At 62.2% G+C, this 11,947-nt stretch carries 12 protein-coding genes; 4 read left to right on the top strand and 8 right to left on the bottom strand.

All coding sequences use genetic code 11. From position 1 onward, the window contains the following. Positions 1 to 44: 44 nt before the first annotated feature. Complete coding sequence (locus tag ACQ4WM_RS14035; RefSeq protein WP_038488910.1) at positions 45 to 197, bottom strand: rubredoxin; 153 nt, start codon at positions 195 to 197, stop codon at positions 45 to 47. Positions 198 to 293: 96 nt separating this feature from the next. Here ACQ4WM_RS14035 and thiD point away from each other — a divergent pair, with 96 nt between their 5' ends. The 3 genes from thiD to ACQ4WM_RS14020 all read left to right on the top strand — a co-directional run bounded on the left by thiD (position 294) and on the right by ACQ4WM_RS14020 (position 4,122). Then, positions 294 to 1,148: a bifunctional hydroxymethylpyrimidine kinase/phosphomethylpyrimidine kinase gene (thiD, locus tag ACQ4WM_RS14030; RefSeq protein ID WP_436547284.1), complete on the top strand. Its 855-nt coding sequence runs from the start codon at positions 294 to 296 to the stop codon at positions 1,146 to 1,148. 37 nt (positions 1,149 to 1,185) lie between these two features. Continuing rightward, positions 1,186 to 2,472 carry a glutamate-1-semialdehyde 2,1-aminomutase gene (gene hemL / locus ACQ4WM_RS14025; protein WP_436547283.1) on the top strand — a complete coding sequence of 429 codons (1,287 nt, stop codon included), beginning with the start codon at positions 1,186 to 1,188 and terminating at the stop codon, positions 2,470 to 2,472. A 105-nt stretch (positions 2,473 to 2,577) separates the two neighbouring features. Beyond that, positions 2,578 to 4,122 (top strand): FGGY-family carbohydrate kinase, encoded by a 1,545-nt coding sequence (locus tag ACQ4WM_RS14020; RefSeq protein ID WP_436547282.1) that lies wholly within the window; start codon positions 2,578 to 2,580, stop codon positions 4,120 to 4,122. 24 nt (positions 4,123 to 4,146) lie between these two features. Here ACQ4WM_RS14020 and ACQ4WM_RS14015 read toward each other — a convergent pair whose 3' ends face one another. Continuing rightward, positions 4,147 to 4,863, bottom strand: coding sequence for an HAD-IA family hydrolase (locus ACQ4WM_RS14015; protein ID WP_436547281.1), 717 nt, complete (start codon positions 4,861 to 4,863; stop codon positions 4,147 to 4,149). Between the two features lie 109 nt (positions 4,864 to 4,972). Between ACQ4WM_RS14015 and ACQ4WM_RS14010 the strand changes: the two genes are divergently transcribed. Further along, complete coding sequence (locus ACQ4WM_RS14010) at positions 4,973 to 5,458, top strand: nuclear transport factor 2 family protein (RefSeq protein WP_436547280.1); 486 nt, start codon at positions 4,973 to 4,975, stop codon at positions 5,456 to 5,458. A gap of 23 nt (positions 5,459 to 5,481) precedes the next feature. Here the strand turns inward: ACQ4WM_RS14010 and corA are convergent, their stop codons facing one another. The 6 genes from corA to ACQ4WM_RS13980 all read right to left on the bottom strand — a co-directional run bounded on the left by corA (position 5,482) and on the right by ACQ4WM_RS13980 (position 11,947). Beyond that, entirely contained in the window at positions 5,482 to 6,447 is a 966-nt protein-coding gene (corA, locus tag ACQ4WM_RS14005) for a magnesium/cobalt transporter CorA (RefSeq protein ID WP_065309743.1), read from the bottom strand. A 191-nt stretch (positions 6,448 to 6,638) separates the two neighbouring features. Next, positions 6,639 to 7,373, bottom strand: a complete 735-nt coding sequence (mtgA, locus tag ACQ4WM_RS14000) for a monofunctional biosynthetic peptidoglycan transglycosylase (protein ID WP_436547279.1) — start codon at positions 7,371 to 7,373, stop codon at positions 6,639 to 6,641. Then, positions 7,370 to 8,212 (bottom strand): shikimate dehydrogenase, encoded by an 843-nt coding sequence (gene aroE, locus ACQ4WM_RS13995; protein ID WP_436547278.1) that lies wholly within the window; start codon positions 8,210 to 8,212, stop codon positions 7,370 to 7,372. The genes mtgA and aroE overlap by 4 nt, the downstream gene beginning before the upstream one ends. Next, entirely contained in the window at positions 8,209 to 9,096 is an 888-nt protein-coding gene (locus ACQ4WM_RS13990) for an energy transducer TonB family protein (RefSeq protein ID WP_436547277.1), read from the bottom strand. Before ACQ4WM_RS13990 ends, aroE begins: the two co-directional genes overlap by 4 nt. A 110-nt stretch (positions 9,097 to 9,206) precedes the next feature. After that, complete coding sequence (locus ACQ4WM_RS13985; RefSeq protein WP_436547276.1) at positions 9,207 to 9,869, bottom strand: GNAT family N-acetyltransferase; 663 nt, start codon at positions 9,867 to 9,869, stop codon at positions 9,207 to 9,209. 23 nt (positions 9,870 to 9,892) lie between these two features. Continuing rightward, complete coding sequence (locus ACQ4WM_RS13980; RefSeq protein ID WP_436547275.1) at positions 9,893 to 11,947, bottom strand: ribonuclease catalytic domain-containing protein; 2,055 nt, start codon at positions 11,945 to 11,947, stop codon at positions 9,893 to 9,895.

The following is an 11,947-nucleotide window of genomic DNA, read 5'->3' as shown; positions in this document are numbered from 1 at the left end:
CCGCAGCCATGCTGGCACATGGCTGGCCTGGCGTATAAAATTGTTTAAATAGCCACCATCTCGAAGTCATCTTTGCGCGCGCCGCATTCCGGGCAGGTCCAGTTCATCGGCACGTCGGCCCAACGCGTGCCGGGAGCGATGTCTTCGTCTGGCAGGCCGGCCGCTTCATCATAAACCCAGCCGCAAATAAGACACATCCATGTTTGGAATTGCTGCGTTGTTTCGTTGCTACTCACGTTCCGCCACCCTTCAATCAAGTAAAATGCTGAATTAGGTATCTTAATCTACCCGCCGTGCAAAACCAAACTTCTCCTCTCATATTAAGCTTCGGCGTGTCCGATCCCGTCGGCGCGATCGGTATCCAGGCCGACCTGGCCACTTTTGCAGCGTTCGGTTGCCATGGCCTGTCGGTTACCACCGGCCTGTTGATCAGCGATACCGCCCGCGTCGAAGACATGCAGGCGGTCGACCCGGACTGGGTCTCCGACCAGGCTCGCGTGCTGCTTGAAGACATGTCAGTGGCCGCCATCAAGATCGGCGCGCTGGGCAGCGTGGAAAACGTCACGGCGATCGCCGAAATCGTCTCCGACTACCCCGACGTGCCGCTGATACTCGACCCTTTCATTTCGGCGCTGCCGGAACAGGGCATGGACGACGAAGACATCCTGACCGCCGTGCGCCAGTTGCTGATCCCGCAAACCACCCTGCTGGTACTGTCGCCGGTGGAACTGGAACGCCTCGCCGAAACCTGGCGCGACAGCGACCCGTCCGACACCTTGCAAAACGATGTCGACTACCTGGTTGCCCTGGGCTGCGAATACGTGCTGGTGACCGGCATGCCGGCTGACGCCGGCAAGAGCGGCAGCGGCGAAGGCAAGCTGCGCGCCAATACCCTGTTCGGCGAAGACGGCGTGGTGCGCCACGACGTATGGCGCCACCTGCCCGGCATCTTCAACGGCGCCGGCAGCACCCTGTCGGCGGCGGCCACGGCGCTGCTGGCACTCGACCAGGGCGGCGGCGATGTCGGCAGCGACGTGCAGCAGGCAGTGGTGGCGGCGCAGGAATACACGGCCGGCGCGCTGACGCATGCGCGGCGCTTCGGCATGGGCAAGCTGGTGCCGAACCGCCTGTTCAAGGCCGGCGCCTGACCCCTGACTACCCTCACAAACCATACAAGGCAACCTCATGACGACTTCGCAAAACGATACCCTGTTCGCCCGCGCCCAGAAAACCACGCCGGGCGGCGTCAATTCGCCGGTACGCGCCTTCCGCTCGGTGGGCGGCACGCCACGCTTCATCACGCGCGCCGAAGGCCCGTATTTCTGGGATGCCGACGGCAAGCGCTATATCGACTATATCGGCTCGTGGGGCCCGGCGATTGTCGGCCACGCTCACCCGCAAGTGGTGAAAGCGGTGCAGGACGCGGCCGCGCTGGGCCTGTCGTTCGGCGCGCCGACCGAAGGCGAGATCCTGATGGCCGAGGAAATCACGCGCCTGGTGCCGTCGATCGAACAGGTGCGCCTGGTCTCGTCGGGCACCGAAGCGACCATGAGCGCGCTGCGCCTGGCGCGTGGCGCCACCGGACGCGACAAGATCGTCAAGTTCGAAGGCTGCTACCACGGCCACGCCGACTCGCTGCTGGTGAAAGCCGGCAGTGGCCTGCTCACCTTCGGCAACCCGACTTCGGCCGGCGTGCCGGAAGATTTTGTCAAGCACACCCTGGTGCTTGATTACAACAACGTCGAGCAGCTGAAAGACGCCTTCGACAGTTTTGGCGCCGAAATCGCCTGCGTGATCGTCGAACCGGTGGCTGGCAATATGAACCTGGTGAAAGCCACGCCAGAATTCCTGCAAGCAATGCGCGACTTGTGCACCGAGCACGGCGCGCTGCTGATTTTCGATGAAGTCATGTGCGGCTTCCGCGTGGCGCTGGGCGGCGCGCAGGCGCTGTACAACATCAAGCCCGACCTCACCGCGCTGGGCAAGGTGATCGGCGGCGGCATGCCGGTGGCGGCCTTTGGCGGCAGCGCAACGCTGATGCAGCATATGGCGCCGCTGGGCGCCGTCTACCAGGCTGGCACCCTGTCGGGCAATCCGGTGGCCGTGGCTGCCGGCATGACGACCTTGAAACTGATACAGCAGCCGGGCTTTTATGAAAAGCTGGGCGCCACCGCACAGCGCCTGGCCGACGGCTTGACAAGCGCGGCGCAAGAAGCGGGCGTGGAATTTTGCGCCGACGCCATCGGCGGCATGTTCGGCATTTATTTCAGCGCCGCGCCACCGACCAGCTACGCCGAAATGATGGCCGGCGACCGCAGCAAGTTTAACGCCTTCTTCCACGCCATGCTGGACGAAGGCGTGTACTTCGCGCCGGCGGCGTTTGAAGCGGGCTTTGTCTCGGCGCAGCACGATGACGCCGTGATCGATGCCACCATCGCCGCAGCGCGCAAGGTGTTTGCCGCATTGAAGTAATCGCTTCAAGCGATTTTTCGCGGCGGCCTTCCTGGCCGCCGCGCTGGCGCCCTCCCCATGGTTGCCGCTCTCCTGCTATATTCTTGCAATAAAAAAGGAGACTGCATGGACTATGTCATCGGTGTCGATATCGGCACGCAAAGCACCAAGGCCTTGCTGGTGGACAGCACGGGCGCCATTATTGCCCAGCATGCGCACGGCTATCAGGTCGATACACCCAAACCGCTGTGGGCAGAACAGTGGCCGGCCGTATGGTACGACGCTGTCACTATCTGCATACGCGAAGTGGTATCAAAAGGCGGCGTGCCAGCGGCACGGATCAAGGCCATTTGCGTCAGCAGCCTGTACGGCGGCTCCGGCATCGCCGTCGACGAGGCCATGGCGCCGCTGCACCCCTGCCTGATCTGGATGGACCGCCGCGCCACTGCCGAAGTGGAATGGGTCAACCAGCATATCGACCTCGAACGCCTGCATGCCATCACCAGCAATGGCGTCGACAGCTATTACGGTTATACCAAGATGCTGTGGCTGAAAAACCACCTGCCAACCGTCTGGCAACGCACGCGCTACCTGCTGCCACCAAACAGCTATATCAATTACCTGCTGTGTGGCGAAGTGGCGGTCGACCATAGTTCGGCCGGCAATATCGGCGGCGTGTACGACATGGCCGCGCGCTGCTGGTCCGCCGAAATGCTCGCGGCGCTGGGCATCCCGGCACGCATGATGCCCGAACGCCTAGTCGACTCGTCCGAGGTGGTCGGCGCGCTACTGCCACAGGTGGCCGGACAACTGGGTCTGCTGCCAGGCACAAAGGTGGTCGCCGGCGGCGTCGATGCGGCTGTCGCCACCCTGGCGGCGGGCGTCAGCCGCGCCGGCCAGCACGTGGCGATGATAGGCACCAGCATGTGCTGGGGCACCATCCGCCAGCAAGCCGACGCCAGCCACGGCCTGGTCAGCATGCCGCATGTATTCAACAGCCAGCACGATCTGTATGTATTTGGTGGCGCGATCACGGCCGGCGCATCCGTCAGCTGGTTTCGCGACGCCTTCTGCCAGGCCGATATCGATGACGCAAAACGGCAAGGCTATGCCGACGTGCACCAGTTAATGGAAGAAAATGCCGCCAGGGTGCCGGCCGGTGCCGACGGCGTGCTGTTCCTGCCCTACCTGATGGGCGAGCGCAGCCCGATCTGGGACGCAAAAGCCAGCGGCGCCTTCCTGGGCCTGAACCTGTACCACGGCCGCGCCCATTTGTACCGCGCCGTGCTCGAAGGCGTGAGCTTTGCGCTGAAACACAATATCGACGCCGGCAGCAAAGACGCGGCCAGCCTGGACGACAAGCTGATCGTCGTCGGCGGCGCGGCCCATTCGCCGCTGTGGATGCAAATGATTGCCGACATCACGGGCTACCAAGTGTATACCATCGCCGAAAACGTCGAAGCGGCGCTGGGCGCGGCCTTGTTGGCAGCGCTGGGCACGGGTTTGATTTCGCGCGAAGCGGCGCAGCAGGGCTGGGTCACGCTGGTGCCGCGCAGTACGCCCGAGCCCCGTGCCAGCGCCACGTACCAGCGCGTGTTCGGTGTGTATCGCGATGCCTATCCGGCACTGCAAAACCTGATGCACAGGCTGCACCAGGATGTCGGGCATTAGTGCCGGCGCAAGCCGTCAGGCCTGCTAGGCCGGCACGCCGTTACAGATGGCAGCCACCAGCGCCGGCAGCGCTGCCATGTCGCTGAAAACATGGGCTGCGCCAGCCGCCTTCAAGCGCGCTTCCTGCCCTTCGGCGATATGGCCGCCGCCGATAAAACCCAGCACCATCATGCCGGCGGCAGCAGCGGCGGTCACGCCCGTCACGCTGTCTTCCAGCACCAGGCACTGGGCGGGTGGGACACCAAAGCCGGCGGCAGCGGCCAGGTACAGGCCAGGATGCGGCTTGGCGTGGCCGACCAGGTCGGGCGTGAAGTAGCGCCCGCCAAACAGCCCGACCATGCCGGTGCGCGTCAAAGCGGCATGCACGCGCGCGCTGACGCTGTTCGAGGCCACTGCTTTCGGCAGGTCGATGGCGGCCAGCGCCTGCGCCACGCCGGGCACGGCGCTCAAATGTTCGTCGCAACGGACGTTGACGGTATGGGCAATGGCCAGCGCTTCCTCTTCCGGCAACTGCGGCAAGCGCAGTTCAGCGTATATATCGCGCATCAGCGGCACCAGGCGCAGGCCCAGGCGCGGTTCGATCAGGCCTTGCAGCGTGACGCCCGCCGGCAAATCCGGCAGGCGCGGCGCCAGCAGGTCGAGCAGCGCCTGCAGCGCCACGGCCTCGCTGTCGATCAGCACGCCATCGCAGTCACTGATCAGATGGGTGTACGGGGATGGCTTGCTCAAGGTGTCCGGCATGCATGCTCCAATAAGTGGTTCGACACGCAAGCAGTTGCTTTAATCTCAATTCCCGGCATACTTCAGCTTGTTCTGATCGTTTGAATCAGTCCTCACCGGAACCCATGCCATGAAGCACAACCGCTTGCAGAACCATCGATTATCCCTGATTTCCACCGTGGCCGCGTTTGCGCTGTCCGCTATCGTCGCGCTGCCGGCACTGGCGGCGGACGACCAGGCCGATGTCCTGACTCTGGTGCGCCAGCACGTGGCGGCGCAGACAAACTTCGACGTGCCTGCCCTGGCCGCGCTGACGGCCGACAATTACGTGGAAGTGTCGCCGATGGGCGAAGTCGACACGCGCGAGAAAATGCTGGCCTTCTATGCGCCGGAAAAAAAGACCGCCACGCCCATCATCACGGTCGAGGAACCGCTGGTGCGCGTGACAGGCGGCACAGCCGTGCTGATCGGCAAGCTGGCGATCTCGGTCAACGCCGGCGGCCAGCAGCGCCAGATGGCCATGCGCGCCAGCTATGTGGCCGTCAAGGATGGATCAAACTGGAAACTGATGTCGGCGCAGTACACGGGTATTGCGCCGAAACGTCCAGCGCAATAAAAAAGGGCCGCAAGGCCCTTTTTTCACTTCAACCAGCCCCGATGGCGGAAATACAGGAACGGCGCAATCGCGCTGGTAATCATCAATCCCCAAGCCCACGGATAGCCGAAAGTCCATTCCAGTTCCGGCAAAAACTTGAAATTCATGCCATACACGCTGGCGATCAGGGTCGGCGGCAGGAACGCCACGCTGGCCACCGAGAAGATCTTGATGATCTTGTTCTGGTTGATGTTGATGAAACCGACAGTGGCGTCCATCAGGAAGTTGATCTTGTCGAACAGGAACGAGGTATGGCCGTCCAGCGATTCGATATCGCGCAGAATCTGGCGCGCTTCCTCGAACTGCTCGGAATTGAGCAGCCGGCCGCGCATCAGAAAGCTGACAGCACGGCGCGTATCCATCATGTTGCGGCGGATACGGCCATTCAAGTCTTCCTCGTGGGCAATCGCGTTCAGCGCTTCGGCCGCGTGGGCGTCGGTAAATTCCTTTTGCAGCACGCGCGTGCTGACTTCTTCCAGGTTCTGGTAAATACCTTCGAGCACGTCGGCCGAGTATTCGGCGTCGGTGGCGTACAAGTCCAGCAGCACGTCCATATAGTCGGCGATCGAACCGGGCCGCGAACGGGCGCGCATGCGCACCAGGCGGAATACGGGCAGGTCGTCTGTATGCATCGAGAACAGGATTTTTCGGGCCAGGATAAAGGCCACGGTGATGACGCGCGAGGGGCCGTCGTCTTCTTCCAGCAAGAAATCGGTACGCAGGTGCAGGTCGCCGTTTTCCGCTTCGTAGTAGCGGGCCGACGCCTCGATATCCTTGACTTCGTCTTCGCCCGGCAGGGTAACGTTGTAGGTTGCCTTGACCCAGGCCCGTTCATCATCGGTAGGATCGGTCAGGTCGACCCACACCGGTTCGGCATTTTCGAGGTCTGCGCGGCTGTCGATCGGCACCTGGTTGAGCCGGCCATTCTGTAATACAAAGACATTGATCATGCGCGCTCTCAGCCGGATGTGGGGTTATCGTGGTAGGTGTGGCGCTGGCGCCAAAAATCAAAACAGCGCAAGTGTACTCGCAAAGGGCTTTTCACGACCACCCCCGCGCCACCCTTTTTCACCGAAATAGTGCGCCGCAGCATCCATACAACGCTGTCTTTATGCCATGTTTGCCTATTCGAACACGCAGGTCACTCGGGTAACTCCGCCGCACCCATGCGGCGCAGGATCACGCCGGTGCGCCGGTTCAGGTAGCCGGTGTCGCGATGGCCGTCGTAATACCGCGGATTGGGCAGCATCACGGCCAGCTTGGCCGCTTGGCTGGCGCTCAGCCTGGCGGCGCTGGTGCGGTAGTAATGGCGCGCCGCCGCTTCGGCGCCAAAGGTGCCGCGACCGAACTCCACCACGTTCAGGTAGATTTCAAAGATACGCTGCTTGTCCATCAGGCTTTCCAGCATATAGGTGATGATCAGTTCCTGGCCCTTGCGCACATAGCTGCGCGAGCCGGACAGGAACAGGTTTTTCGCCAGTTGCTGGGTAATGGTCGAGCCGCCGGCCACCACCTTCTGCTTTTTGCTGTTTTTCTCGTAGGCTTTTTGCAAGGCCTCCCAGTCGATGCCTTCGTGCTCGGAAAAATTGGCGTCTTCCGAGGCGATGATGGCGCGTTTCAGGTTGTTCGAGATGCGCTCGTACGGCACCCAGGTTTGCTGGATGACGGCCTGCGGATTCTTTTCCTGCAGGCTGGCCAACTGCTCGCGCATAAAGGCGGTGCTGGTCGGATTATGGTCGACCCACCACCATATCTGAAAAAAGAAATACAGCTGTACCACGATAAAGGCCAGCACCGGCACGATAAACAGCCATTTGATCCAGCCCAAGCGGCTGGAAGACGCGCCCTTGCGCGCGCCTTTTCTTGCCGCCTTCACAGGGCACCGCGCAGCAGCGCCAGCAAGCCCCGCGTTTCAGGGCGCACGCCGCGCCATACGTAAAATGCTTCGGCGGCCTGCTCGACCAGCATGCCCAGGCCATCGCGCACCTGCGCGCCATGCTGCGCGGCAAAATCCATGAATACCGTCGGCGCTGTGCCATACATCATGTCCAGCGCCAGGGTATGGCTGCCAAACACGCCCGGCGGCACCGGCGGCAAGTCGCCGGCCAGGCTGGCGGAGGTGGCGTTGATAACGATATCGAACACGCCATCAGGCTGCTCGAAGCCGCCCGCACGCAAGGTGCAATCGGCCGACGCGCCCTCGTGGAACTGTTCGACCAGCTTTTCCGCCGTGGCCACGGTGCGGTTGGCAATAAAGATTTCGCCAGGCTGCTGCTGCAGCAGCGGCAACATCACGCCACGCGCCGCGCCACCGGCGCCCAGCAGCAGCACGCGCTTGCCAGGAATGGCTACGCCCGCATTGCGCACGATATCGGCCACCAGGCCGGCGCCATCGGTATTATCGCCAAGAATCACGTCGCCGTCGAAGCGCAGGGTATTGACCGCACCGGCCGCTTTCGCGCGCGGCGTCAGTTCGGTCGCCAGCGCGCAGGCGTCGAGCTTGAACGGCACCGTCACATTGGCGCCCTTGCCGCCTTCGGCCGCAAAGCCGCGCGCCGCCAGCGCAAAACCGTCCAACGGTGCCAGCCGGCGTTCATAGACAAGGGCTTGGCCGGTCTGCTGCGCAAACGCGGCATGAATAATCGGCGACTTGCTATGGGCAATCGGATTGCCGAACACACAGTAAGCGTCGGTTTGGATGGTGTCGGTACTCAATTGCTGCCGCCTGTCAGGTTAGCTTCCATTTTTTCTTCGCGGGTAAATTTGAATCGGGTGATAACGATCCACAGGTCGTCCTTGTCGCTCGACAGCATGTTCGGCGGAAAGCGGCCAAACGGCGCCGCGCGGCGCACGATGGCCATCGCCGCCGCATCGAGCGCCGGGTTGCCCGAGCTTTTCTCGACGCGGATGCCGCCTTCCTTCTGGTAAATCGTGCCGTCCTGAAAGATCGGGATATACACCACCAGCTCGCCATACATCTTGCGGCCATTTTTTTGCGGGAAATTCAAGGTGCCGATATCCTCGATGCGCTTTTGCAAGGTCTTGTAATACATGGCATAGCCGACCTCCTGCGTGCTGGGCGTAATGAAGGTCTTGCGCGGACGCTTGTTCTGGTCTTCCACCGTCTGGCTGATCTCGGCCGCCATGCGGGCAATCGCCTTGCTGCTCTCCAGCAAATCCGACCCGGTCGCCGTCGGGTTGGGCTTGTCTTTTTCCGTCACCGGCGCGGCGCTGTAGGGCGTGGGTTTCTGCGCCTGGGTCAGCAATTCTTGCTGCTTGCGTTCCAGTTCGGCAATCCGGCGCGCGCTGGCCTTGACGCTGTCACCCTCTTCCACCTTGCGCATGTCCGGCAACGGCGACTTGGCACGCCCCTTGTCGGCCTGCCCACCACCGTCGAGATTGGCTTGCGCCAGCGCCTCGGCCTTCAAGGGCTGGGCCGCATGCTTGGCATTGACCAGTATCACTTCCAGGCCGGGATCGGTGGCCACCGCGCGCTGCGGCGCAGGCGCCACAAAGCGCATCGCCAGCAATGCACCATGCGCCAGCAGCGAGGCGCCAATGGCAATGACCAGGAAACGATGTTGTTGAAGTAGCTTCACGCGGGCAGCAGGTCCGTGACGTCGAGAAATGATGAATTTTACGTCAAAGCCGGGGGGCTACCGGCAGTTTTTGTGCGGGGTGCGGGTAAAGTTGCCAGCGTCACACCCGATCAGGCTGCAATCGCTGCCGTCGAATACGGCGATTGTACCTCCCAACCCAGACTCGCATACAATTTCAACCCATCTTCAGTTGCCACCAGCACGCGGCGCGCGCTGCCCGAACCTTGCCTGGCACCGAGAGCCGCCATAATGGCCCGGCCCAGCCCGCGGCGCTGATGTGCAGGTTCAGTCACGATACGGTCAAACACAAACACACCGCCATATTCCACGGCATGGCCGCTGGCGGCGATACCGCCATCCTGCGCCAAAATACGCGCTTCGGTGATGCCGTTGGCGGTCACGACGTCAAGGCGGTAGCCAGCAGGCAGGCTTTGCACAGCAAGACCGCCTTGGTGCGTCATGAAAAATCTGCCCTGGAGCAGTTGCCAGCCCGGCGGCAACAGCTGCAGCAATTGCTCACCCGGGCCGCACATCTTGATCAGGATATGCGGCGAGATGATCGTACTGGCCAATGTGGAGATCGCCGGATCGGGACCGGCAAAGACATGGCGGCGCAGTTCATCGGGTGAGCCGGTTTCCACGCGCCAGCCCCCATGATCCGGGACTGGCAGAGGCAGTCCGCGCACGATCGAGCGGGCGCTCAGCCAGCTGCAAAGCAGCTCAGGATCAATCGCCCGCACGTTTTTCTTGCCTCCGTCATGCTGCCCCATCATGGTTGCCGAAGTGACAGGACTTGTTATTTTGGAACTTCCGGCTCTTCCGCCTTAACCTCGGCTATTTCGACCTCGGCCGCCGGGTTCGCAGGCTCGACAGCATCGCCTTCGGCCTGGGCGTCAGCGCCCTCTTCTTCCTCATACTCTTCAGTGGCAGCGGCATCGCCGGACGCGGCGGCGATCTCCAGCAGGCGCGCTTCGATCGACAGGTCGACTTCGTCCCAGCGCAACAGGTCCAGCGTGACTTGCGCGCCGCGCGCCACCGACGGCATGCCCGGCAGCTTGATCACCAGCGGAATATCGACCAGGCGCAGGATCTCATCCTTGAGCACCACCGCATCGACCTGGCGCGCCTCTTCCTGCGCCAGCCAGCGCAAGCACCAGTAGCGTTCCATATTCGACTGGAAGTCGCCATAGGCGGCATAGGCCGCATCAAATGCCGAGACGATGGCGAACAGATTGGCGTCGCGCGGCTTGAACGGCGCCACCAGCGGTGCCGTCACGCCATGTTCGGCGCAGGCGATGATCTGCCACTGATTGACCAGGTCGGTGTACCGACGCAGCGGCGAGGTACTCCACGCGTATTGATCCACGCCCAGGCCCTGGTGCGGCGCCGCATGGGTGACCATGCGCACCTGCATCTTTGCCGCCCAGCCATTGCCGGAGCCGCCACCCTGGCTGCGGTAGATGCCGGGCACGCCATGGTCGTGCAGCATTTTGCCCCAGGTACTGTTGGCAAAGATCATCAGTTCGGCGACGATCTTGTCGAGCGGCGCGCCACGCTTGCGGCGTACTACGCTGACGATATCGTTTTCCACATAGAAATTGAAATCGATGCGGTTGTTCTGTTCGGGCTTCAGGCCAAACCCTTCGCGCTTTTTCATGCGGCCCTGTTCCAGCTGCTGGGCCCACTGCCACAGCACGGCAAAGTCGGCCTTGTGCGGATATTCGCCTTCGCCGCTGGCCAGCGTTTCTTCGTTGACCAGGTCGTCGAGCTGGTTATGGCGCAAATTGCTGGCGATCGGCACCAGCTCGGCGCGCGTTTCCGTGCTGACCACGGCCCAGTCTGCTTTCGGATCCAGAGTGGCGTACAGCGACAGCGCCGGGCAGGTCGTGCCTTCGGCCAGGGTAAACGCGTTGACGATCTCGTCGGGCAGCATGGTGATCTTGTCGCCCGGCATGTAGACGGTTGACATGCGCTGGCGCGCCATCTTGTCGATTGCGTCGTCCGGGCGGATGCCCAGGCCCGGCGCGGCAATATGAATACCGACCTTGAAATTGCCATCAGGCAAAGGCTGTACCGAAAACGCATCATCGATCTCGGTGGTGGTCACATCATCGATGGAAAACGCGGCCACAGCGGCCAGCGGCAATTTCGCGGTAACGGACGGCACGGGCACGCTGGGGAAACCGGCGCCTTTGGGGAAGTTTTCAAACAAAAACTTCGACAAATGCAGCTCTTTTGGCGTGGCGACGCCGCCGGTGGCCAGCATCAGCCGCGGCGCAGTTGTATGCAGTTCATTGCAGGCCGCTTCCAGCGCCTTGTATTCGATGGTGTTCTTGTCGGGCTTGAACAGCAGTTGCAGCACCATCGATTGCATCGAAGCGGGCAAACGATTCTGCTTGAGCTCGTCCACATAAGCAGCCTGCACCAGCGCCTGCTGTTTTTTCTTTTCGATACCAGCCAGGGCCGCCTTCAGCGACGCCTCGGGCGCGGCCTTGTAGCGGCCACGGCCCTTCTTGTAGAAATACACGGGGGCCGAATGCAGCGACAAAATCAGGCCAGCCGCTTCGAACGGCAGCGGCGCGTGGCCGAAGTATTCGGCGCCCAGCTCGGCAAAGCCGAACTCCTCTTCGCCCGCCACTTCCCACAGGAAATCGAGATCAATCTCGGCAGCAACGGCCTTGGCCTGCTCAAGCAGTTCGCCCGGCGCCGGCTTTTCATATTGCAGCAGCACATCCTTGACCTTGACCTTGGTACGCTTGCCGCTGGCCATTTCAACCTGATATGCCTCGCCTGCCTGCGACAGGACCGTGCCGACCTTGAAATCGCCGGATTCTTCAAAAAATAGATTCAT

The sequence above is a fragment of the Janthinobacterium longum genome, assembly GCF_051380735.1.
In the GTDB taxonomy this organism is placed as follows: domain Bacteria; phylum Pseudomonadota; class Gammaproteobacteria; order Burkholderiales; family Burkholderiaceae_D; genus Janthinobacterium.
Note: the sequence above shows the minus strand (reverse complement) of the source record. Positions and strands in the feature narration are given on the sequence as shown.